The sequence below is a fragment of the Glaciecola sp. 2405UD65-10 genome, assembly GCF_048820975.1.
Taxonomy (GTDB): domain Bacteria; phylum Pseudomonadota; class Gammaproteobacteria; order Enterobacterales; family Alteromonadaceae; genus Glaciecola.
The window spans coordinates 1,559,379-1,583,264 of sequence record NZ_JBMEUF010000001.1 but is presented as its reverse complement, the minus strand read 5'-3'; the positions used below and the strand labels follow the sequence as shown (position 1 = coordinate 1,583,264).

General features: G+C 40.8%; 19 protein-coding genes. 7 read left to right on the top strand and 12 right to left on the bottom strand.

The genetic code is table 11. From position 1 onward, the window contains the following. Positions 1 to 2 precede the first annotated feature (2 nt). The 3 genes from ACOI22_RS07200 (at position 3) to ACOI22_RS07190 (ending at position 4,320) form a co-directional block, all read left to right on the top strand. Positions 3 to 1,709 (top strand): sodium:solute symporter family protein, encoded by a 1,707-nt coding sequence (locus tag ACOI22_RS07200; protein WP_420671343.1) that lies wholly within the window; start codon positions 3 to 5, stop codon positions 1,707 to 1,709. A gap of 110 nt (positions 1,710 to 1,819) precedes the next feature. Next, positions 1,820 to 3,652, top strand: coding sequence for a DUF294 nucleotidyltransferase-like domain-containing protein (locus ACOI22_RS07195; RefSeq protein ID WP_420671342.1), 1,833 nt, complete (start codon positions 1,820 to 1,822; stop codon positions 3,650 to 3,652). Continuing rightward, positions 3,652 to 4,320, top strand: coding sequence for an exonuclease domain-containing protein (locus ACOI22_RS07190; RefSeq protein WP_420671340.1), 669 nt, complete (start codon positions 3,652 to 3,654; stop codon positions 4,318 to 4,320). The genes ACOI22_RS07195 and ACOI22_RS07190 overlap by 1 nt, the downstream gene beginning before the upstream one ends. Positions 4,321 to 4,331: 11 nt before the next feature. Here ACOI22_RS07190 and ACOI22_RS07185 read toward each other — a convergent pair whose 3' ends face one another. Genes ACOI22_RS07185 through udk form a run of 3 tightly spaced genes read right to left on the bottom strand, consistent with a single transcriptional unit; the run spans position 4,332 to position 7,060 of the window. Beyond that, entirely contained in the window at positions 4,332 to 5,171 is an 840-nt protein-coding gene (locus ACOI22_RS07185) for an isopenicillin N synthase family dioxygenase (protein ID WP_420671339.1), read from the bottom strand. Between the two features lie 42 nt (positions 5,172 to 5,213). Beyond that, entirely contained in the window at positions 5,214 to 6,425 is a 1,212-nt protein-coding gene (locus ACOI22_RS07180; protein ID WP_420671337.1) for a NupC/NupG family nucleoside CNT transporter, read from the bottom strand. After that, on the bottom strand, positions 6,425 to 7,060 hold the full coding sequence (gene udk, locus ACOI22_RS07175; RefSeq protein WP_420671336.1) for a uridine kinase: 636 nt from the start codon (positions 7,058 to 7,060) through the stop codon (positions 6,425 to 6,427). The genes ACOI22_RS07180 and udk overlap by 1 nt, the downstream gene beginning before the upstream one ends. 197 nt (positions 7,061 to 7,257) lie before the next feature. Between udk and ACOI22_RS07170 the strand changes: the two genes are divergently transcribed. Continuing rightward, on the top strand, positions 7,258 to 10,284 hold the full coding sequence (locus ACOI22_RS07170; protein ID WP_420671335.1) for a TonB-dependent receptor: 3,027 nt from the start codon (positions 7,258 to 7,260) through the stop codon (positions 10,282 to 10,284). Positions 10,285 to 10,423: 139 nt separating this feature from the next. On the opposite strand, the gene ACOI22_RS07165 is transcribed toward ACOI22_RS07170, so the two are convergent. The 4 genes from ACOI22_RS07165 to ACOI22_RS07150 all read right to left on the bottom strand — a co-directional run bounded on the left by ACOI22_RS07165 (position 10,424) and on the right by ACOI22_RS07150 (position 16,575). Next, entirely contained in the window at positions 10,424 to 12,748 is a 2,325-nt protein-coding gene (locus tag ACOI22_RS07165) for an EAL domain-containing protein (protein ID WP_420671334.1), read from the bottom strand. A gap of 257 nt (positions 12,749 to 13,005) precedes the next feature. After that, entirely contained in the window at positions 13,006 to 14,145 is a 1,140-nt protein-coding gene (nspC, locus tag ACOI22_RS07160; RefSeq protein WP_420671333.1) for a carboxynorspermidine decarboxylase, read from the bottom strand. Between the two features lie 76 nt (positions 14,146 to 14,221). Next, a complete protein-coding gene (locus ACOI22_RS07155) occupies positions 14,222 to 15,421 on the bottom strand; it encodes a saccharopine dehydrogenase family protein (RefSeq protein ID WP_420671332.1) in 1,200 nt (399 codons plus the stop codon). 200 nt (positions 15,422 to 15,621) lie between these two features. Then, on the bottom strand, positions 15,622 to 16,575 hold the full coding sequence (locus ACOI22_RS07150; protein WP_420671331.1) for a 1-aminocyclopropane-1-carboxylate deaminase/D-cysteine desulfhydrase: 954 nt from the start codon (positions 16,573 to 16,575) through the stop codon (positions 15,622 to 15,624). Between the two features lie 196 nt (positions 16,576 to 16,771). Between ACOI22_RS07150 and ACOI22_RS07145 the strand changes: the two genes are divergently transcribed. Both ACOI22_RS07145 and ACOI22_RS07140 read left to right on the top strand, forming a co-directional pair. Then, complete coding sequence (locus ACOI22_RS07145; RefSeq protein WP_420671330.1) at positions 16,772 to 17,293, top strand: chalcone isomerase family protein; 522 nt, start codon at positions 16,772 to 16,774, stop codon at positions 17,291 to 17,293. Between the two features lie 18 nt (positions 17,294 to 17,311). Next, positions 17,312 to 17,851, top strand: coding sequence for a DUF3833 domain-containing protein (locus ACOI22_RS07140; RefSeq protein WP_420671329.1), 540 nt, complete (start codon positions 17,312 to 17,314; stop codon positions 17,849 to 17,851). On the opposite strand, the gene ACOI22_RS07135 is transcribed toward ACOI22_RS07140, so the two are convergent. Together ACOI22_RS07135 and ACOI22_RS07130 are read right to left on the bottom strand one after the other, a co-directional pair. Continuing rightward, positions 17,848 to 19,230, bottom strand: coding sequence for an ATP-binding protein (locus ACOI22_RS07135; RefSeq protein WP_420671327.1), 1,383 nt, complete (start codon positions 19,228 to 19,230; stop codon positions 17,848 to 17,850). The genes ACOI22_RS07140 and ACOI22_RS07135 overlap by 4 nt on opposite strands. A 3-nt stretch (positions 19,231 to 19,233) precedes the next feature. Next, positions 19,234 to 19,914 carry a response regulator transcription factor gene (locus ACOI22_RS07130; protein ID WP_420671325.1) on the bottom strand — a complete coding sequence of 227 codons (681 nt, stop codon included), beginning with the start codon at positions 19,912 to 19,914 and terminating at the stop codon, positions 19,234 to 19,236. 72 nt (positions 19,915 to 19,986) lie between these two features. Here ACOI22_RS07130 and ACOI22_RS07125 point away from each other — a divergent pair, with 72 nt between their 5' ends. Continuing rightward, positions 19,987 to 20,373, top strand: a complete 387-nt coding sequence (locus ACOI22_RS07125; protein WP_420671324.1) for an MAPEG family protein — start codon at positions 19,987 to 19,989, stop codon at positions 20,371 to 20,373. Here ACOI22_RS07125 and aceK read toward each other — a convergent pair. The 3 genes from aceK to ACOI22_RS07110 form a co-directional block, all read right to left on the bottom strand. Further along, the gene (gene aceK / locus ACOI22_RS07120) at positions 20,370 to 22,106 is read right to left on the bottom strand and encodes a bifunctional isocitrate dehydrogenase kinase/phosphatase (protein ID WP_420671323.1); all 1,737 of its coding nucleotides are present in this window, start codon (positions 22,104 to 22,106) and stop codon (positions 20,370 to 20,372) included. The genes ACOI22_RS07125 and aceK overlap by 4 nt on opposite strands. 157 nt (positions 22,107 to 22,263) lie before the next feature. After that, positions 22,264 to 23,463, bottom strand: coding sequence for a hypothetical protein (locus tag ACOI22_RS07115; protein WP_420671322.1), 1,200 nt, complete (start codon positions 23,461 to 23,463; stop codon positions 22,264 to 22,266). Further along, the gene (locus ACOI22_RS07110; protein ID WP_420671321.1) at positions 23,441 to 23,725 is read right to left on the bottom strand and encodes a hypothetical protein; all 285 of its coding nucleotides are present in this window, start codon (positions 23,723 to 23,725) and stop codon (positions 23,441 to 23,443) included. The genes ACOI22_RS07115 and ACOI22_RS07110 overlap by 23 nt, the downstream gene beginning before the upstream one ends. Positions 23,726 to 23,886 lie beyond the last annotated feature (161 nt).

The window sequence follows — 23,886 nt, the reverse complement described above, 5'->3', positions numbered from 1 at the left end:
TCATGAGTGTTCAAGTATTAACTTTTTTAATAGTAGGGGCTTCGTTCTTACTTTATATCGGCATTGCTATTTGGGCTCGTGCTGGATCAACTAACGAATTTTATGTGGCAGGCGGTGGCGTACCACCTGTGCTTAACGGCATGGCGACTGCAGCTGACTGGATGTCAGCAGCATCTTTCATATCAATGGCGGGCCTTATCTCATTTATGGGCTATGACGGTGCGGTTTACCTAATGGGATGGACTGGCGGGTATGTTTTACTTGCTCTTTGTTTAGCACCTTACCTTCGTAAATTCGGCAAATTCACGGTGCCTGACTTTATTGGTGACCGTTACTACAGCCAAACAGCAAGAACCGTTGCGGTAATATGCGCGATTATTGTGTGCTTTACTTACGTAATTGGCCAAATGCGTGGCGTTGGTGTTGTGTTCTCACGCTTCTTAGAAGTAGATATTACTACCGGTGTAATTATTGGTATGGGTATTGTGTTCTTCTACACCGTACTAGGCGGAATGAAAGGTATTACCTATACGCAGGTTGCACAGTTCTGTGTACTCATTTTTGCTTATTTAGTACCGGCTGTTTTCATCTCGATGATGGTAACAGGGCACATTCTTCCTATGACGGGCTTTGGCGCTACACTTTCAGATGGTTCGGGTGTTTACTTGCTCGATAAGCTAGATGGATTATCAACTTCCTTAGGGTTCAACGAATATACCTCGGGTTCAAAAGACATGATCGATGTATTTTGTATTACCTTTGCCTTAATGGTAGGTACGGCTGGTTTGCCTCACGTAATAGTGCGCTTTTTCACTGTACCAAAAGTATCTGATGCACGTAAATCAGCGGGTTGGGCGCTAGCCTTTATTGCCTTGCTATATACTACAGCGCCAGCACTTGCTTCGTTTGCCCGTGTAAACATGATTGAAACAATCAATGGTGTTGAGCAAACCGGAACAGATTATGCCAATGCGCCGTCGTGGATTAAAAATTGGGAAGAAACCGGTTTAATTAGTCATGATGATAAAAATGGCGATGGTAAAATGTTCTATTCGGGCGATGAGCGCAACGAAATGAAAATTGACCGTGACATCATGGTACTGGCTAACCCTGAAATTGCAGGCTTACCTGCTTGGGTAATTGCTTTAGTTGCCGCCGGTGGGGTTGCTGCAGCATTATCAACGTCAGCAGGCTTACTATTGGTAATCTCAACCTCTGTTTCCCATGACTTATTGAAGAAAACCTTTAAGCCGGATATTAGTGACAAAGGAGAGCTGTTAAGTGCGCGTATTGCCGCTGCCGTTGCGATTGGTATAGCCGGTTACTTCGGGGTGCACCCACCAGGCTATGTGGCCGCCGTTGTTGCCTTTGCCTTTGGTTTAGCTGCTTCTAGTTTCTTCCCAGTAATTATTATGGGTATATTCTCTAAGCGCATGAATAACAAAGGTGCAATATCAGGAATGGTAAGCGGTATTGTATTTACAATGGCTTATATTATTTACTTCAAGTTTGTGAACCCTGCGGCCAATACAAGCGAAAATTGGTTCTTAGGTATTTCGCCTGAAGGAATTGGTACCATTGGTATGTGCGTAAACTTCATAGTCGCTTATGTTGTATTTAAGATGACAGGTGACGCACCAGAAGAAATTCAACAATTAGTAGAAAGCATTCGTTTCCCTAAAGGTTCGGGTGAAGCATCTGCTCACTAATTATTGATGTAAGTTGACACTGTGACAAGGTCACTAATAAGCCCAGCATCTGCTGGGCTTTTGCATTATGCTAAGTTTGCAAACAAATATATTTCACGGAACACTCAATTATGAGCACTATTGCCCAACAAGTATTAGACTTTATTAGTCACGAAAGTCCGTTTGATCAACTCGATAAAGCCTTGGTTGAGGACATTGCGCACAACAGTCATCTCATTTATTTGGCGCAAGAAAATCAACAAACCCTTTTGACTGAACATGCTAACTGTTTGTACCTTATACAAACTGGCCAATTTGGTGTAAAAGATAATCAAGAGCCCATAAAGCATTTAAGTGATGGTGATTATTTTGGGTTTTCTAGTTTGCTAGATAATGTTGATTATGGCTTAAGTGTAGTGGTTGATAGCCCCGGTATAGTGCTATGCATTGCGAAAAGTGATTTTGAACAATGCTTAGAAAACCCCATGTTTAAGCAGTTTTTTACCGCGAGCAACGCGAATGCCTTGCAAAACCAAGCCGTCACCGATTCAAACTCAATGTGGTTATATAAACCTTTGTTTGAAGTGGTACAAGCGTCTCCTTTATGTATTGGCCCAAACGAAAGCGTGCAGTCTGCTGCGATTATAATGAGTGAACATAAAGCGTCGTCAGTGTTAGTTATGCAAGAACAAGAGTTGCTGGGAATTGTAACTGACCGCGATTTCAGAAATAGGGTGGTGTCGACAGGTTTTGATACCCAAGAGCCGGTTAAACATATTATGACCGAAAACCCTGCGTTTCTAACTAAAAACAAAACCATTTTCGATGCCATTTGCTTAATGAACGAACAAGGCATTCATCATCTTCCCATACTTGATGCTAGAACCGGTAAGCCATATGGCATGATCACCAATACCGATATTTCCCGTCAGCAGCGAGCTAACGTGTTGTTTGCAATTAGTGATATATCTAACTCACAAAATTTGGAAGAACTATCAAGTAACGCGTTTCAAGTCCCCCAGTACATTGCCAGTACTGCTAAGCGAGCTGGGGATTTTGATCTAGCCGGAAAAGTGCTTGCACAAGCGACTGATATAATGACGCGTAAGTTAATTACCTTTTTCCAACAAGAAAATGGCAAGGCCCCTATGTCATTTTGTTGGATGGTATTTGGCTCTCAGGCCAGAGAAGACCAAACAATGGGCTCAGATCAAGACAACGCTTTGTTGCTTGCCAGCCCGCCAAATCAAAAACAAGCTGATTACTTTGAACGTTTAGCTGCTTATGTTTGTGAAGGATTAGGGCAATGCGGTATTAAGTTATGTGATGGTAATATTATGGCGAGCAATCCTACTTTGCGTTTATCGGTAGAGGCCGCTAAAAAACAATCTGAACGTTGGGTAAAGAGCCCTACCAATGAAGCCATTTTAAATTTTAATATTTTCCTTGATGCGCGCTCAGTAGCGGGTGACAACACCTTGCTTAAATCCTTACAAGAATACCGTAAACCCATATTTAAACAGCCTATGTTTTTAGCGGCATTAGCACGCAATGCAAATGAGGGCAGTGTGCCCTTGTCTATGTTTCAAAAGTTTGTGTACGCAAAAGGGCAAAGCCACAAAGACAGTATTGATATTAAAAAGTCGGCTGTGGCAATCATTAATAACGTAGTTCGCCTTTATGCGCTAGCTAGCGGCCTCAGCTTGCCATCAACGGTTGCACGCTTGAATAACTTACCATCTGATTCAGGGTTATCACCAAAAGATAGAACTAACTTACGTGATATATGGATGTTTTTAAATCGACTACGCTGGCGCCATCAATTAACGAACAACGTAGATGATAATTTTGTTCGTATAAGTGATTTATCCTCTATGGAAAAGCACCAACTTAAGGCGGCTTTCCAAGCTATTCATCGCGCGCAACAAGCTGTGGTGCTGCGTTTTTCTGGTGGTATTGGATAATGCTTAATTTTTTGTCTGAGCTTATATTGGGACGAAGTCCAATACCAGAGCCATTTAAGCGGTGTAGCTATTCGAGTTTACCTTTAATTTCAATAGACCTAGAGCTTACCGATTTAAACATAAAGCGTGCAAAAGTAACCTCTATAGGATGGATTCAGGGAAAAATGTTTGATGTTGATTTATCAAGTGCTCACTATGATATTGTGCGAGCCAGTGGTGATTTGCATCAAAGCCCAGTGATTCATGGCTTAGGCGCTAAAGAAATAGCAAAGGGGACCCACATACGTGAGCATGTTGAAGCCTTAAAAGCCTTCGTTGAGAGCCATGTTTGGGTGTTTCATAATGCGACACTTGATGTGAAAATGCTTTCTCGACTATGGCGATTGCTTGAGTTTGAAAGTGTGAGTATTACTACAATTGATACCATGTTGCTGCAAGTGTATGTGCTTGAAAAAACACAAGGATATGTGCCAAGCGGAGGTGTAACGCTTGCATCATGTAGAAGTTACTACCACTTAAGCCATGCGCCAGAACATAACGCTTTAGATGATGCCTTGGCAACCTTAACCCTACTTTACGCCCAGCTCCATCAGCTAGACAAAACAACAAACGCGAGTTTGCAACAGTTGTCACACACTCGCGCGGTTAAAACATTTACTTTGGGCTAAACTAGTTTTTGCTATATAACACCAAGTTCGCGCAAACGCTCTTGTAAGTATGAACCAGCAGTGTACTTATCAGATAGTTTTACGTCAGGTCTAGGGTGTAAAAACAGCGGTAAAGATATTCTAGATTTAGAGGTATCTGTGCCTTCAGGGTTAACAACACGGTGAGTGGTAGATGGGAAATAATGACCTGATGCTTCTTGCAGCATATCACCAATATTCACTATAAGGTTACCAAAGTCACTTGGCACATCTAACCATGAGCCGTCTGTGGCTTTAACTTGTAGACCCGGCTCATTGGCGGCTGGTAAAATAGTAATTAAGTTAATATCTTCATGGGCCGCTGCGCGAATGGCATCAGGCTCTTCATCACCGGCTAATGGCGGGTAGTGCAATATACGCAATAAGGTTTGGTCGCTGTCTTTGATCATATTAGAAAGCGGCTCACGATAATGCTTGCTTACTTCTTCAGGTGATTCTTGCTCAATCCAGTTTAATAACTCGGTAGCTAATGTATTGGTTTTTTCATAATACTCATGAATATTAGCTTTAAGGTCATCAGGGCATTGGCCCCAAGGGTAGTAATGATAATATTCTTTAATATCTTTCTTTTTAAAGCCTTTTGCGACTTCTGATACAGATTGCGGGAAAAAACCATCTTGCGTGCCTTTGTTATATACAAAGTTTTCTTTTTCACTGCTGTTGAAAAACGTCTGCCAAGTGTTGTAAATATCACTTACTTGCTGCTTAGCAATAGGATGGTTTTTTAATACCCCAAATCCTGTTTGACGCAATGACTCTACAAAGTCTTTTGCAGCAGTTGGTGAATTATAATCTACAGCTTCTAATTTCATGTTCTTACTCTTTTACAAATAGTTTAATACGTAGGCCTTTTATTAGGCCAAAGATAAAAATATACCGGCTAAGGCAGCGCTCATAAGGTTGGCTAAAGTGGCTGCTGCTACTGCCTTTAAACCTAAACGGGCTATTTCGGGGCGGCGGTTAGGTGCCATTGCGCCAATTCCGCCCATTAATATGGCAATTGATGATAAGTTAGCAAATCCACATAAGGCGAAAGTTACAATCGCTTGGGTCGATTCTGATAAAGAATCTTTATAAACAATAAAGTCAGAATAGGCGATAAACTCATTAACGACTATTTTTTGCCCTATAAAGCTTCCTGCTAATTGTGCTTCATTCCAAGGCACGCCAATCAACCAAGCTATAGGTTGAAATACATAACCTAAAATTAGCTCAATGGTAAGCTCTTCAACACCAAACCAAGCGCCCAAGCCGCCTAAAATTCCGTTTAACATTGCAATAAGGGCAATAAAGGCAAGTAGCATAGCGCCCACGTTAACGGCCAGTTTCATTCCTGATGCTGCGCCGCTTGCCGCTGCATCAAATACATTGGCAAAGGTTTCAGTTTCAGATTCAACATCGGTCAAGGTTTCATTAGGCGTTTGTGTTTCAGGCTCAATTAATTTGGCCATCATCAAGCCGGCAGGCGCGGCCATAAAACTTGCGGCAATTAAGTACTTTAATTCAATACCTAATCCTGAATAGCCAGCCATAATTGAGCCAGCAACCGAGGCTAGGCCGCCCACCATAATAGCGAATAATTCAGAGCGGGTCATGGTAGGAATAAAAGGGCGAATAATCAAAGGAGCTTCGGTTTGGCCTACAAATATATTCGCCGCCGCTGACATTGATTCCGGGCTACTGGTGCCAAGTAACTTTTTAAGTCCGCCGCCAATAAAGCCAATTATCGCGCTCATAATTTTAAGATGATACAAAATAGAGATTAGGGATGAGAAAAACACAATAACCGGCAATACGTTAAAGGCAAATATAAAACCTAAGGAATAATTCCCAACAGGGCCGAATACGAAATTTATACCGGCTTTGCTGTAATCAATAATGTTTTGAACAAAGCTGGTTACTTCATTTAAAAACACAACACCGAAACTGGAGTAAAGTACAAATGCACCAATTAAGGCTTGTATAGCAAAAGCCCCTAATACGGTTCTCCAATTTATGTTTTTACGAGACTTACTTAATGCGAAGCCAACTAGCAATATAAATGCTACTCCAAGTAAACTGGTCATTATATTTGATTTCCATTTCGTTGTTTAAATAGGTATGCACTTAATACATCAACAGCTAAATAATTTTCACCGCCATGAGGCACAATTAAGTCAGCGAAATTTTTACTAGGGCGAATAAATTTGTGGTACATAGGTTTTACGGTTTGCTCATACTGAATCGCAACAGAGTTTAAAGAACGTCCGCGCTCTTGAGTATCACGCAACATTCTGCGCATTAAACAAACATCTAAAGGTGTATCTACAAATACTTTAAAGTCGAAATGATCAAACAATTGTATTTGCGTAAGCAACATTATGCCCTCAATTATAATAATAGGGCTAGCTTTTACTTTTTGTGCTTTTTTTAAGCGAGTATGCGTTTTATAGCAGTAACTCGGATATTCAATCGCCTTACCCTCACATAACTTTTGCAAGTGTTGCATGAGTAAATCGTGCTCAAAAGCATCAGGATGGTCATAATTTGTACGAGCGCGGTCACTTTCTGGTATATGATCTTGCGATTTATAGTAGTGATCTTCTTGTAACACCAACACCGCCTGCCCATGCTTCTCAAGGGTTAGCTTTAGGTTCTGTGTAAATAGTGACTTACCCGAGCCTGAAGCTCCTGATATTGCGAGTATAATGGGTTTTGGCATAAATAAAGAGCTACATCGTTTTAGGTTTATATTTTGGTCACTATTTTAGGGATATTTGGCCAATATTACAAAGTTTATAGAATAATTTACATAAACACATGACAAAACTGTAATAAATCTGTAATTATAAGGATGGACAATCGTGCGCATGAAACACACGTTGTCATATATAAAAATTTACACATAGGGAAAATTCAATGTTTACAAACAGCAAAATAAGCAAAGTCGCTTTAGCGGTAGCGTTGTCTGTAGGTATCTCAACTGCAGCCATGGCGCAAGTTACATCGTCAAGTATGGCTGGTCAGATTGTTGGACCAAATGGCAATCCTGCTGAAGGCACGGTAATTACAGTTACTCACGTACCTACAGGTGCAGTAAAAACTACTACAGTTAACGCTGCTGGTACGTTTAACTTAAACGGCCTTAGAGTAGGCGGCCCGTATAAGGTTGAAGTAGATTCAGACACGTTTGCTGACCAAACTATTGATGGTATTTACTTAAGCTTAGGCGAAACTGCGTCTATTGCGCGTCAATTAGAATCTGAAGAAGACGTTGAGCGTATTGCAGTAACCGCATCTCAAATCAGCAGCTTATCTTTCGGTAAGAAAGGTCCAGGCGCGGATTTTGATCTTACTACCTTAGAAAATGCACCGGCAATCAACCGCGATATCACTGATATTGTGCGTATTGACCCACGTGTATACGTAGATGAAGGTGGTAACGGTGGCATTCAGTGCGTAGGTAAAAGCCCTCGTTTCAACAGCTTGACTGTTGACGGCGTTCGCATGAATGACCTATTCGGTCTTAACTCTAACGGTTACCCAACTGAAAGAATGCCATTCTCTTATGACGCAATTGAAGGCGTTGCAGTTGAAATTGCTCCTTTTGATGTAATCTACGGTGGATTTTCAGCGTGTAACATCAGTGCGGTAAGTAAAACCGGTACTAACGAAGTTCACGGTAGCGCATTCTTTGACTACGGAAGTGATGACTTACGTGGCGATTCACTTGAAGGTGATGACGTAAACATCGGTAACTATACTGAAAAACGTTATGGCTTCTCAATTGGTGCTCCTTTAATTGAAGATAAACTATTTATTTTCGCAGCTTATGAGAAGCTTGAAGGTGCAAACTTATTTGACCGTGGTGTTGCAGGTGCTGGCGCAATTAATGACGTTGCACTTACACAAGCCGAGCTTGATGAAATCGTACGTATTTCTTCAGAGCTATATCAGTTTGACCCAGGTTCAGTACCTACTAGCCTTGCAAACGAAGATGAAAAACTTCTAATTAAATTAGACTGGAACATTAATGAGCAACATCGTGCGTCATTAACTTACAACTACAATGATGGTAATAACTACTCTGAATCTGATGGCGATGCAGATGAATTTGAGCTATCAAGCCACTTATACGAGCGCGGCGCAGAAATGACGTCTTACTCAGGTGTGCTTTACTCTGATTGGACAGATAACTTTTCTACCGAAGTACGTGTTTCATACACCGAGTTAGATAACCGTCAAAACTCTTTATCGGGTGACGGTACACTAGGCGGTAATGACTTTGGTGAAGTTAAACTTTTCCTTGATGACGTAACTGTTTTCTTAGGTTCTGATGATAGCCGCCAAGCAAATGACCTTGATTGGGATGCTGTTAGCCTTATGTTCCGCGGTAACTATTACTTTGACAATGGTCATAGTGTTACTTTTGGTTACGAAAGCGATACCCTTGATGTATTTAACATTTTCGTACAACACGCTGAAACATCACTTTCATTTGACAGCATCGCTGACTTTGAAAGCGGTTTTGCAAGTGACGTAGAATACGGTTATGCATATTCTGGTGATATTAACGATAGAGCGGCTGAGTGGGGCTACACTGCACACAGCGTTTATATCCAAGATGACTTCTACCTGACTGATGACTTAAAAATCAATGCCGGTTTACGTTACGACTGGATAACGTCTAGCGACAACCCGGAAGAAAACGCAGATTTTCTTGCTGGCAACGGTTATAGCAACTCAGCTAACCTTGATGGCGTAAGCTTGCTTCAGCCACGTATTGGCTTGAACTATACTTACAGTGACAGCACTGAAATTCGTGGTGGTATTGGCTTGTTCTCAGGCGGTAACCCAAATGTTTGGATGTCTAACAACTACTCTGGTACAAACGTTGCCGGTGGTGAAGTAGACGGCGGCGATTTCGGTTATGATGACGGTACTCGCAGCTTGTTTGATGAAGATGTTGTATACGTAAACGTTGAAGACGGCGCGCCAGTAGGCCCTGGTTACGGTGTACCATCTGAACTTGACGATTTGCTTGATAACGGTGATGCAGGTAACTTTGAGTCAAACAACTTAGACCCTGATTTTGAAATGCCACGCGAATGGAAAATTTCTGCTGGTGTGACGCACGTAACTGATTCTGACTACATCTTAAATGCTGATCTATTGGTGTCTTACACTCAAGACCAAGCAATGATTAAGTACGTAGGTATTACAGAAGCTGGTTTCACTGATGAAGGCTACATTGATTATGACCGTAATGGTTATGGTTCACTTGAGCTAACTAACTCTGGCGAAACTTCAAAGTCTTACTCAATTACAACTACTATGCAGAAGTCATGGGATAACGGTTTACGTTTAGTAGCCGGTTATTCTTATAACCATGCTGAAGACGTTCAACCTATGACGAGCTCAGTTGCGTTCTCTAACTACCAGTACAGAGCGTTTACTAATCCAAACGAAGATGTTTCATCTTTGTCTGATTGGAATATTGAGCACCGCTTCACAGCTGACTTTAGCTACGTAGTAGAGCTAATCCCTGGTTTAGAAACTCGCTTTAACGTATACGCGTTAACGCAATCAGGCCGTCCATTTAGCTACGTTTACAACAAAGATGACAGTAACGCTATCTTTGGATTCACTCCTTACATTGATGCCGGTGGCGTATTACCTATGGGTAATGAGCGTAATGGCGAAGAAAGTGATTGGTGGACTAAAGTAGATATCGCAGTAAGACAAGAAATTCCTGCGTTCTCTGAAGATCACAAAGCGTCTGTTAGCTTAACGATTGATAACTTCACTAACATGCTTAGCGATGATTGGGGTATCTTGAACGAAGTTAACTTCAACACTGCTTATGTTGGTAATACTTCTCCTCAAAGCCGTCAAGGTGACGCGTCTTTGTGGGAAATGCGCTTAGGTGTTAGCTACAAGTTCTAATAAACACAGCGTAAGCTACAATACTCATGTATTTTAGCTAGTCGAAATACAAAATCCCATGACTAAGGTCATGGGATTTTTTTTGTTTTCAGGTTTTGTCAGAGTGTATTTTACGCGGTTTGATTAACCCGAATATAAGCTAGGCTTCAATCCAGTTTGTGTACTTATGTTGCTCACACCACTTTATTAATGAATCTAAGGGAATGGGTTTACACATGTAATAACCTTGGGCTACGTCACACCCCATTTGAGTTAACATTGCCAAACTGGCTTTATCTTCAACGCCTTCTGCTACAACTGATAGCTTAAATTTCTGAGCTAGCGCAAGAATAGTTTCAACAATATCTTGGTCGTCTTTATTTTGGCTAAGCTCCAATACAAAGCTTTTATCAATTTTTATAGTATTCACTGGGAAGCTTTTTAAATAAGCTAAGGATGAATAGCCTGTGCCAAAGTCATCTATGGCAATTTGATAACCTTGTTCTCGGTATTCATTAAGTAAAGAAATGGCTAATTCAGGGTCTTGCACTAAATCACTCTCGGTGATCTCAAAGCTAATTACCGATTCAGGTAAGCCAGCACCTAATAGGGATTTTCTTACCAAAGGCAGCAGTGTAGGGTCAATTAAATCGCGAGCTGATAGGTTGATAGCAATACAACAAAGTAATCCATGATTACGCATAGTTTCAGCGTCATCAACTGCACGGCGTATAACCCATTGGGTAACACCGCCTATTAGGCCTGCTTGTTCCGCTATGCCAATAAATTCATCAGGTGGCACAAAACCCAAGCCTGCGTCGGTCCAGCGTATCAGTGCTTCAACCGCATTCACTTGCTGATTGCTAAGATCAAGCTTGGGTTGATAGTGAAGAGATAAATCAGGGCTGTTTGACAATAAGGCTTTTTTCAAACGGGCAATAATTTTTAGACGTCTTGCATATTTGTGTTCGTACTTGTCTTCAAAACAAAGTATTTGGTGTAAATCAACTTGCGCTTCATCAAGCACAATATTTAAACGTTTAAATACGGTTTCGGCGTTATCAGCTTGGCTTGGGCAACTAATACTCGCTAATGCCAGTGTAAGGGGAATGGTCACATCGTTTTCTACAATGTCTTGTTCTAATTTTGTTTTAATAATACTGAGTTGGGTTTCGCTGAGTTTAGTGTCGGGGATCCATAAAAATTCGCCACCGGTGAACTTAGCTGAAATACCTCCTAAATTAGAAATGCGGCTACCAAGCGCCGCCAAACAAACATCTCCGTCTTGATAACCAAACACATCGTTGATATTCCTAAATCCCATGATGTTTATGGCCACCACTTGAAATGAATGTTTAAGGCTTATTTTTTCGTCAATTATGTGACCGGCATGATAGCGCGTGAATAAGCCGGTTAATGGGTCATGTTCTACTTGATAGGTTATTTCACGCTCGCGCTCGCGAATATTTTGTTGCATATTTTTAAAGGCATTGGCCAAGTTAGCAATTTCTGAAGATGCGTGGCTGGTATGAATAGTTTGTTGGTAACTTCCTGATGAAATACTAGTGGCGACCTGAGACAACTCGTTTAAAGGGCGCACAAGCCTTTTTGCATACAATGAAGCGCCTATAAAACCTAAAATAGCAGCAATTATAATGATGACAGTAACACTGGTTTTTAGCGCCGAAAATTCTGAGATTAGCTTATCAACTGACTGCGTAAGAATGAGTGATATTTGTAACTTGTTCTTATTATAAATTGTAAAACTTTGAGAAACGAGAGCATCGTTTGACATAACAATATGATGCCACTCCAACGAAGAGTATACATCTGGCTCTGTTGTTTTTAGATTACTTGGCATGCTATTGATGGAGTAAACAAGCGGGCCCTCGCTCGCAATAATCTCAACCGACAACTGTACGGTTTTCTCCAAATTTTCTAGAAATGCTTGATCAATTTCGAAGCCTACTAATGCTAAAGCAATAGGGGTAGGAGCATTTATACTAAGCAAAATTACTTTGTATAGTTTGTCGTCTAAAATCATAAAGCTAGATAGACCGCCAGAGTTTATGACCTCTTCTAACTGCCCATTTGAAAATAAGGACGGGCTAGTAGCGCCTATTGATACGTTTGCTGTGCTGGCAATAGCGCTACCTTGTAAGCTAAAAACTGCCATAGCGTCAGCATTTATGCGGCTACTGTGGTTATCCAGAGCGCTGGTAATGGTTGCTGCGTCATTTGTGGCTATGGCTTGTTTAAAACCAAAATCGTCAGCCAATACCCTAGCGGTGGTAAAGAGTAATTCTTCTCGACTTTCAATGGCTTGTGCTAACACAGTTTGCGCTAAGTTAATGTCTTTAGCCATTCGCTGCTGCGCTTGCTGGTAGGTAGATAACCACACATTAAAAAGAATGGTTAAACTGGTGGTTAAAACTAAGCCTATAACCAGTCGAAAAATGCCCTGATGTAACGAACTAGAGGCCATCTATACGTTGCCTCGCCTGCAATGTTTCGTGCATGGCTGCGTATCACTTAGCTCGTTAACTAGGGTCTTTGTAAAATCATAAGAGGATTCATTTGCTTTAGCACTTACACTGTAAAAATACGAAAATACAACAAAAATAATAAAGTAGCTTAAGCGCATACGACCTCAAATTTAGACAAACCAATGGAGATAATATCGACCAAGGTCTTATAAGTTTGAGTAACAATTTACAGCTAGCGTTTTTTACAGGGCGTTGCTTATGACAAACGGCCTTTGAAATCTTCATAAGTGAAGCTTTTGATCAGCGCAAATTCGCCACTGCTACGCAAAATACCAATATGAGGATGTTCTACACCATTGAAAAAGCTGGTTTTTACCATGGTGTAATGCAGCATGTCTTCAAATATGAGGCGATCGCCAGGTTTTAGGGGGGCATCGAAACTGTATTCATCAATAACGTCACCCGCTAAACAAGAGTTGCCACCTAATTTATAGGTGTAAGCTTTTTCGCCCGGCTGACCACTGCCGGTCACTCTGGGGCGATACGGCATTTCAAGCACATCAGGCATATGCGCAGTAGCAGATATATCCAAAATAGCGATTTGTTGTTCGTTCTCAACAATATCAACAACCTCCGCTACTAGTGGACCTGCTTCCCAAGCAACGGCAGAACCCGGCTCCATAATAATGCGCAGGTGTGGATACTTCGCTTTGAACTTGGTCAAGGCAGAAATAAGATGCTCTACGTCGTACCCTTTGCGGGTCATTAAATGGCCACCCCCTAAGTTTAACCAAGTTAATTGCGGTAAATATTCTGAGAACTTCTCGTCTATGGCCTTCAAAGTGCGCTCAGTGGCAAAAGAATCACATTCACATAGGTTGTGCACATGAAACCCATCAATACCGCTTAAATCCTTTCCTGATAGCTGTGAGGCTAATATGCCCAAACGCGAACCCGGCGCGCAAGGGTCATACAGTGGAGTGTCTGCTTCTTGATTCTCAGGATTGACCCTAAGCCCCGCTGACACACCTGCGTTTAACACCTGCTGTTTAAACTGTTGCCATTGATTCAAGCTGTTAAATGAAATGTGCTCACACAAATTAACTAGTTCATCCATGTCTTTTTGCTTATAAGCAGGAGCATATGCATGTACTTCTTTTGCCATTTCGTATTTTGCTAATTTTGCTTCCCACACTGAACTGGCGGTTGCCCCTTGCAAATATTGCTTAACCAAATCGAAAGTGGACCACATCGAAAACCCTTTAAGGGCAAGAATAATGTCAACACCGGCTCGGCTTTGCACATCTTGCATTAAACGCAGGTTTGCGCTTAGCTTATCTTCTTCGCACACATAGCATGGGCTAGGGATAGATTTATCGAGTAAAAGTGGATTCATTGTTGTTCCGAATATTGTTAAGGGGAGGAGAAAGCATCCATCAATTTGATGGACGCGTATAGCTTAAACAGTTCAGTTATTTGGCGAAAGGGCTCTCGCACTCAATAACATGCCAAGGCAAACCGTGCTCATTAAGCATTGCCATGAATGGGTCAGGATCAAACTGTTCCATATTCCAAACACCGGCTTGATGCCAAGTTTTGTTCAGCATAAGAGCCGCGCCAATCATAGCGGGAACGCCAGTGGTGTAAGATACGGCTTGAGCCCCCACTTCTTCAAAACAAGCGGCGTGGTCACAGTTATTGTAAATGAATATCGTTTTTTCTTTGCCGTCTTTCATACCTGTAATGTATGTGCCAATGCAGGTTTTACCGGTATAACCTTCTGCCAATGAGCCAGGGTTTGGTAACACGGCTTTTAAGAATTCTAGCGGAACCACTTTTTGGCCTTGGAAGTCTATTGGATCAATGCGTGTCATGCCTACGGCTTCTAGTACACGAAGGTGAGTTAAGTAGGCATCGCCAAATGTCATCCAAAAACGCGCACGTTTTAAACTCGGAAAATGCTTAACAATAGATTCTAGTTCTTCGTGATACATTAAATACGACGCTCTAACACCAATGTTTTGGTAGTCTAAGTCTTCACGAACGCTTAGTGGATCAGTTTCTTTCCATTCGCCGGCTTCGAAGAAACGGCCGCGTTGAGTAATTTCACGAATGTTAATTTCAGGATTGAAGTTGGTAGCAAAGGCTTGGCCATGATCACCACCGTTGCAATCAACAATATCTAAATAGTGGATTTCATCAAAATAATGCTTCGCCGCATAAGCGGTATAAACGTTGGTAACACCTGGATCGAATCCTGAGCCTAATAAAGCCATGATACCGGCTTCTTTAAATCGTTCTTGATACGCCCACTGCCAAGAATACTCAAATTTTGCGACATCTTTGGGTTCGTAGTTTGCGGTGTCTAAGTAGTCAGTTTTAGTGGCTAAACAAGCATCCATAATAGGTAAGTCTTGGTAAGGCAATGCTAAATTGACCACCAAATCAGGCTGTACTTTTAATATTAAGGCTTCTACTTCTTCAGCGCTGTCTGCATCAACGGCAAATACAGCTTTAACGCGGTCAGCACCTACCTCTTTTTGTAATGCTTCACACTTCGATACCGTGCGGCTGGCTAGATATACTTCATCAAACATTTCAGGTAAGCGTGCGCATTTTTTTACGGTAACTGATGAAACGCCGCCAGCGCCAATAATTAAAACTTTAGACATATTGAATCCTTAAGTAGCTACTGCCGTTAAGTTAAGCATAGTAGATTATTATAGCGGGGATTTACCCCTAAAAATTTTGCGCATAATATCAGCAAGCTAATATTGTACAAGTGATTTAGTATGCCGATGATAAGAAAAATCGCAAGGCGTTCGCCCATAATCGGTACAAAATATCTTTACTGAGCAATCAGTAAATCTGTTTACCTTGTTTTTCCTTGCAGGCCGCCAGTGTGGGTAATCATTATTTTACTGTTGGCTGGGAAGTACTGTTTGCGTAAAAGTTGGTCTAATGCGTAAAAGCACTTGCCTGAATAAACCGCTTCTAACGGAATATTAGTGTGGTTTTCAAAATGTCTCATAAATGCCTGCAGTGTTTCACTCGATTTCGCGTACCCTTTATGATGATACTCGTGCTCAATATGCCAATCTGTAAATTCGCTTTTAGGGGGAAGTAGTTCATTTACTAAATCTTCTAAATACGATTCGCCTTTTAGCACAGCAATGCCAATTAGATTAAATACGTCGCTGCGTAGCGCATTCCCTATAATTCCAGCCATGGTGCCGCCACTGGCTACGGGCACTATAACATGCGTTGCCTCAGGCAACTGCTGCCTAAATTCATCAACGAAACTTTTAACACCTTCAATCCCGAGGGCATGTGACCCGCCCTCGGGGATTAATAAATCGGCTTGAAATTGATTTTGTAATGCTTGGCAATATTGAGGGTCATGTCGCTGCTTGTACTCTATTCTATTTACAAAACGAAGTTCTGCTCCCCAGCGTTTCATATCTTGTAAAGTAGGGCTAAGGTTATGGGTATAATCGCCACGTATAATAGCGCTTAGTTTAATATTTAATTGGTCACACAAATACGCCAGTGCATGTAAGTGGTTTGAGTACCCGCCGCCAAAACTCAGCACATGTTGAACATTCTTGCTTTGCATTTCACTTACAAAGGGAAGTAACTTTCGCCATTTATTCCCTGAAATAACAGGGTGTATTAAATCATCTCGCTTAACGTAAATTTCAATTGTTTCATTTACTTCATTGTGCAAAGAAGCATTGGTATTGCCAATGCCAGGCCAAGTGATGCGCTCAATTGGCGATGGTAAATTAATATTAAATGTCTTTTGAGCGGCTTCAGTTTTATTCATTCGGGTAATTGATAGTGCCAATAAAAGGGAAGGGATTGTTAATACGCTACCAATGGAGCAAGAGCATTACACAAACTTAATGTTCTAAATAGCACTATTGGACCGATACAAACGTATGATTGTGCAAGTTTTGATTTTGCGTGAACTCACGCAGAAGTCAATTACGATTTTTTATGATACACGAAGAGAGATACATATGAAAAATTTAGCAACATGTTTTGTTGTGCTGGTAATAACAATGGTTGCAGCGCATAAAGTAGATGCTAATACTTTAGAAAGCTTTATTGATAAACCGCAAAAAGTGGGTGAAGCCCGCTTATCTGTTTTGTTTTGGGATATATACGACGCCGAACTTTTAGCGCCGCAAGGTAAATTTAACAAACAAGGTCCATTTGCTTTGTCGCTTAAATATTTACGTGACTTTGAAGGCGATGATATAGCTAGTCGTTCAGTTGATGAAATGCGAAAACTAGGTATGACAGACGAAATAAAGCTGGCAAAATGGTATCAAAAAATGCAGCAATTGTTTCCCGATGTAAAAGAAGGACAAACCATCACTGGCGTAGTGGATGCTCAGCAAGTGAGTCATTTTTTCATTGATGAGCAGAGCTTAGGCCAGGTAAACGACAAAGAGTTTAGTCAGTGGTTTTTTAATATTTGGCTATCAGAAAAAACCTCAGAGCCTAAAATGCGCGCGAAACTACTTGGATTATCATAACAAAAGGTACACTAAATAATGAAAACATTTAAGCACTATGCTGCGCTGGTATTCCTATTTTTATTAGGCGCATGTTCTGTCAACATCGAAGGCCAGCAATACCTTGATGACACACCTGAATTTGTACTTGAAGACTTTTTCGATGGCAAGGTGAAAGCTTGGGGCATTGTTCAAAATCGTTCGGGCGAAATTGTGCAGCGCTTCGTTGTTGATATTGACGCTCGCACGAACAACGGTACCTTAACCCTAGATGAACAATTTACTTATAGTAAAGGCGACGGCGCTAAGTCACGCGTTTGGACAATAAACAAAAATTCAGATGGTACCTACACCGGTAACGCAGCAGATATAGCGGGCCCTGCGCTTGGTGTGTCGTACGCAAATGCGTTTAACTTCTCTTACGAAATGGACTTAAAGGTAGATGACTCTAGCTACCGCGTTGTATTTGATGATTGGTTTTGGGCAATGGATAGTGAAACTATGATGAATAGATCGTATATCAGAAAGTTTGGCATTGTAATGGCCGAAGTGACCATTTTCATGCAAAAACAAAATTAGTCGATTTGTAAACTAAAAGCACAACGTAAGCCTTTACTTGTATTCGTTTGAATGCGTGAAGGCTCAAACCATACTTTTCCGCCATGCAAACTCACAATAGCACTAACCAGCGCTAAGCCAAGGCCATTACCCACCGTGCTGCGGCTTTTATCTTCTCGATAAAACCGGCGAGTAAGGCTTTGAATACTTTCATTGCTAACACCAACGCCAGTGTCATCCACCGAGAATATAGCAAATGGCGCTTCGTATTTCAGCGCTATAGCAATTTTACCGCCGTTGGGGGTAAATTTTATCGCATTATCTAGTACATTGGCGAAAGCTTGAAATAACAAATCTTTGTCAGCGCTAAAAACATCAATGTTATAAGCCTTGTAAGTGAAGCTTATATCTTTATTTTCAAACAATGCCGAATATAAATCTACTGCGTCATCAACAACGTCGCGCACTTGAACGGCTTGAAAACCGGCTTTTTTGGCGCTATTTTCTATATCACTTATGCGTAATAATGAATTAAATATGCCCATTAAATTATCGCATTCGCTTATAAGCTCAGCTTTTTCTCTTTCGTCGCTAATCACTTCAATGTGACTTTTAAGGCGCGTTAATGGTGTGCGCAAATCATGTGCAATGTTGTCGGAAACTGAGCGAATGGCTAACACTGAATGCTCTATCTTATCGAGCAACTCGTTAAGTACTAAGGTTAATTTACTTAAGTCATCCCAGCTGGAATCTACATGAAGGCGGTCACTTAAATCGCCTGTTCTAATAATGTCGTCGGCGGTTTCAGATATCTTATTGATACGCGACACCACGTAATAAGCAACCGCTAAGCTAATTGCCGCGACAGTACATAATATTACTATCATGACCCAAGACGAGGTTTGTGCAAGGGCTACGGCAAATTCAATATCTTGAACGCTTCGCGCCACTAACAAAGTGTCTTTATTTTCAAACTCTACCACCATGGCAATAGCACTTTGTGTTTTAGGGGGGGAATCGTTATTTGCGTTTGGCGGGGTGTACTCTATTTCAATAACCCCGTTTTTAACCAGCTCATAATTTTGCGCAGGCCAAATACTTAAATTGCCGCCAATAAATGTATCGTCAGCACTTTTTAAATAATATAAAAAATCGTTAGTGCGACTATCTACACGCTCTTTTAAAGCGCTTACTACTGCAGTTCGCCCTGCGGTATTGTACAAGCTCCTAAATCCGCCTATGTCAGCTTGAATAGCCGCTTGACTCTCACGAATTAAAAGTTCGTCATTCGCTACATTTAAGGTGTACATGTTAAAGCCAACACCTAACATCATTAAAGCGGTGAAAACAAAACTCACGACAAAGCTTGAGCTTTTACTGTAGGCTTTTATTGCACGCATAAACTAGGTGCGGCTGCTAATCATGTAGCCAGCACCCCGAATAGTTTCAATCATTGGGTGGTCAAAGCCTTTATCAATTTTGTTGCGTAATCGGCTAATGTGCACATCAATTACATTTGTTTGCGGATCAAAGTTATATTCCCATACTTTTTCTAATAGCATAGTGCGAGTCACAATTTTCCCTGCATTAAGCATCAAATACTCGAGTAACTTAAACTCTTTTGATTGTAATTCAATCACCGTATTGTTGCGTGTTACTTGGCGATTTATTAGGTCAAGATGCAGTTCACCTAAGGTAATATGTGTTTGAGAGGGGGTGTTGTTTGCGCTTCGGCTGGCTAAAATTTCAACTCTTGCCAATAATTCTTCAAATGCAAAGGGTTTGGTTAGATAATCATCAGCGCCAGCGCGTAATCCTTTTACTTTATCATCTACCTTATTTTTAGCACTTAAAATAAGAGTTGGGGTTGTTAAACCTTGACTGCGATACGTTTCAAGAACCTCTATACCGTCCATTTCGGGCAGCATACGGTCTAATATAACCACATCATAGTTTTGGCTAGTTGCTAATGATAAGCCTTGGCTTCCATTGTTAGCATGCTCAACAGTGTGGCCGTGTTCGACTAAACCATCTTCAATAAACCGAGCAACCGTTGGCTCGTCTTCTACTAATAAAATTTTCATTCTCAAACCATAGCCAAACGGGTACACTTTGTCAGGTTAAATAACTGTAATTATTATATAAAGGATTAACAAGTGTTTATTATAATTATTTGTATGGCCGCCGTTGTGTTTATGCCTATACTCGCCAAAATTCCTTTAGCTATTCAAATGAATAAGGCCGGTGGTTACGACAATAAACATCCTCGCACTCAGCAAAGCAAGCTCACTGGATTAGGGGCTAGGGCGCAGGCGGCGCACGAAAACTGTTACGAAGCTATTTGTTACTTTGCACCTACCGTACTCCTAGTGTTAGCACTCGATGAACACAATGTATACACCGCACAATTATGCATGGCATTTGTTGCGGCACGCCTGAGTTACATTGGGTTTTATTTAGCCAATTGGGATATTGCACGTAGCTTAGCCTGGGCCATAGGAATGGGAACGTTAATTGCGCATTATTGGATGTTGCTAGCTTAATTCGGCTGGCGTTTAAAGCGAAGAGCTGGTGGGTAGGGCGTAAAATGTTGCATAACATCTTGCGCCGCAATTGTTTGCACCTCTTTCCAATATTGCGGTTTTAACAAATTCCCATGCAGTTCTTTTAGTAGGTCTTTAAGGTGTTTTTTTCCCACTATGAAGTGTTCAAACTGTTCTGGGAAAACATCATTCGGCGCAACCGATAAAGTATCAAGGGCAAATGGGTCGTCTGATTTTGGCAACTCGCGAAAATTACGTTCGTTCATATAGCATATTTCATCATAGTCATAAAAAATGACTCTTCCGGTTTTTGTAATGCCAAAATTTTTATGAAGCATGTCACCTGGAAAAATATTAGCGTAAGCTATTTGTTTGATACAACGGCCTAAATCATCAATGGCACTGCGAATTTTTACCGGGTTAGTTTCTTGTTGCAGGTATAAATTAAGTGGCGTCATTTTTCGTTCTATGTACAAATGCTTAATTACCACTTCATTTTCATTTATTTCAATACTACTGGCGCAAGTTTCTAGTAAATACACGAGTAGCTCAGGGTCAATTCTATTTTTAGGGAAACGAAAGTTCACGTATTCATGTGTGTCAGCCATGCGACCAACCCTGTCTGACATCTTTACCAAGCGATAGCGGTCTTTCACATAATCTCGAGTAATTTTTTTACTCTCGGCAAATTCATCTTTAATCACTTTAAATACCACGCCATAACTAGGCAAATGAAATACCGCCATAACCAATCCTTTAATACCCGGTGTGATAGCAAAGTGGTCATTCGAATTGGCTAAGTGTTCTAAATAATTGCGATAAAACACGGTTTTGCCATGTTTGTAAAACCCTATCGACATGTACAACTCGAAATTTTTCTTATGGGGTAATAGCTCTTGTAAAAAAGAAACTACCTCAGCCGGGTGTTGAGTGTCAGCCATAAAATAGGCACGCGCAAAACCAAAAATTACGCTCATATGGGCACGCTCAGTTAACAAAGCATCTACTACAATGGTTTTGTTTTCGGTCATTTGTAATGCAATTACAAAAGGCAGCGTGGTATCGGGCATACAAATTCTACCTACCAAATACGCTGCGCGGCCTCTATAAAAAACGGATTTGAGTAGCTCAACAGAATGCACCGATGCAAGCGCTTGCGGGCTTAAGCGGCTGCGCAAAGCCCCGTCCATGTTGTCAAGGTCAAGCTCTACGTTATCAAAAGGAACGTTAAATCGATACTGGGTGAAAATTTCCTCAAACAAGCCGCGAACCGTAAGCGAAGTATCAAAGCTGTTGAGCACTTTATGGCGGTCTTGACCTAATAAGTAACAGCGGCTTTCAGTTACAAACATAATACTGTTATCAATTTTTTGATGCTTAAAAACTCGTCCAATAACAGAATTATAAAACGTTTCAGCTAATTCAAATTGGGGGTGGTTGGCTAACAAGCGCGAGTATTGCGCTTTTGCCTCAAGCCAAAATTCTTTGTGTTGCTGGCGAGGGTGTACACGTTGATAAACATCTGAAACTGCTTCTGACAAACTTTGATCGTAAATTGTAATGCGGTCTTTTATTGCCTGTTGAGATGCAGGCCAATCACTGCTTTCAAATCTTTTTTGTGCGCCTGCTGTTATGCGGCTAAATAGGCGATAAGATTTGTCAAACCCAGTAATGATTTGGTAAGCCAAATGTTGGGCTACTTTAGTTTCTTCTTGATTTAGGGCTGAGTGCATTACTTACATCATTCTTACAGTATTTAGTAAGAATATAGGGGGCTTGGATGTTTCAAGCAAGGTAAAATGCTACGCTTTCACGAATACCGTAAATAGCCACTGCGAATGTTTAACACCGCAAGTACTAAAAATATAAAGCTAAAGGCAGTGCCCAACGCTAAAAATTATAAACGGCTTGAATTGCCGTTAGAGTCCATGATTTTTTCTCTATTGTTTCTTCCACAGGCGTTGCAAATGGGGCTAAAAATCCAGAACCTTTTACAAAATGTATATCAGCCATAATTGACCAACTATCGTTGAAGTTATAAACGGCACCAAAACTCAATGTTCTAGAATTATTGTAATAAGGTTCAAAGGTAAAGAATGGTGTAACTACTCCATGCTTATACTTTGCCAAGCGATAAAACTGTTCAAAGCGCAAAGTCAGTGAAAGTTGTGCAGATTTTAAGTAATTTAATTGTGCGTAGTAGCCTTCTAAAGAACGATTTAGCGCTTGCCCTGCGGTAAAGCCATTTGCGTTTACGTTTCTATAGGTGTATTCAGTACTAAATTCAAACTGTTTCCAATAAATTTGCGCGTAGGCAAAATAACTTTGCATACCTAACTGGCCATCTATGCCATTTATGTAAGTGCCAATAGGAATAAAAGGAATTAGATCATCATTAGCTGCATTATAGTGAGGTTCTATATCATTATAAGACACACCAATTTTAAATTTCTCATTACTAAATCGAACATCAGCCACTAAATTTTGCTTGTTTGACCAATCACCACTAGTGAAATCACCAAGCATATTTTTACTAAAGTTTTCATCAATATTCACGCGTCCATATGAAAAGGATGCTGACAATACGCCTTTGTCTAGAAATGTATTTGAAGAAAAGGAGATGCCGTCAGTACTTAAAAATAAGTTGCGTAAAAATTCTAAATAAGCTGATTGAGGCAAAATAATGCTGTTGCGTCCAGTTGGGACATCACGAGCTAAATTGTATAAACCTAGTTGATTTTTCACGCGCCCGATAGAAATTATTTGCTCTGAATTATTGAACAAGCTCGTGAGGTAACTTAGTTGCGCGTAGTCAACTCTTGGGCCGTGATCATTTGCGTAATCGCTGAAACGTCTATAACCGAGTTGGCCTGTAGCACTAAATTGGCTATTAAAATCATAAGAAAAGCGCAGGCCAATATCTATAATTTCTTGTTCATCTTTTTCCAAAGAAACAAAGTTATTGGCTGACTCATGCATATAGCCAAGGCCAATAAACCCATTAATTTGAACGTCATCGGGGCCTGACCAACATACACTAGGGGCCAAGCAACTCAACAATAATATGCTATTGGTAAATCGAGATAACATGATAATTCTCTTTAAGAAATTGGATGCTTTCAGGTTTTGAGTAAACGTAGCCTACTGCACTCTCTTGCTGTTGTATGAACGCTAGTACAGCTTCATCGCTATCTTTAGTAACAGGCTTTTTAGCGCGTCCAGAAAAAATGGCTATATCCCATAAACGTTTTATTTGATAAGGAAAAGAGTCAAAAATTTCTCTAAAAAAGCGAATGCTGGCTTCACTGGATAAATCTTGAATTACAACTACTGCTCGTGATTGATTGGGCATTACGTTTTGCTTCATGGAATAAAGCATATAAATATTTTCAGGACCTAACTGGGTGTTCGTTTTATGAGCTAGTACTACCAGATACTCTGCCGTGTTGACGGTGTCTTGGCCAATAGTAAAGCTGGGGAATAAGCAAATGAAAAAAGCTAAGTACTTGAGCA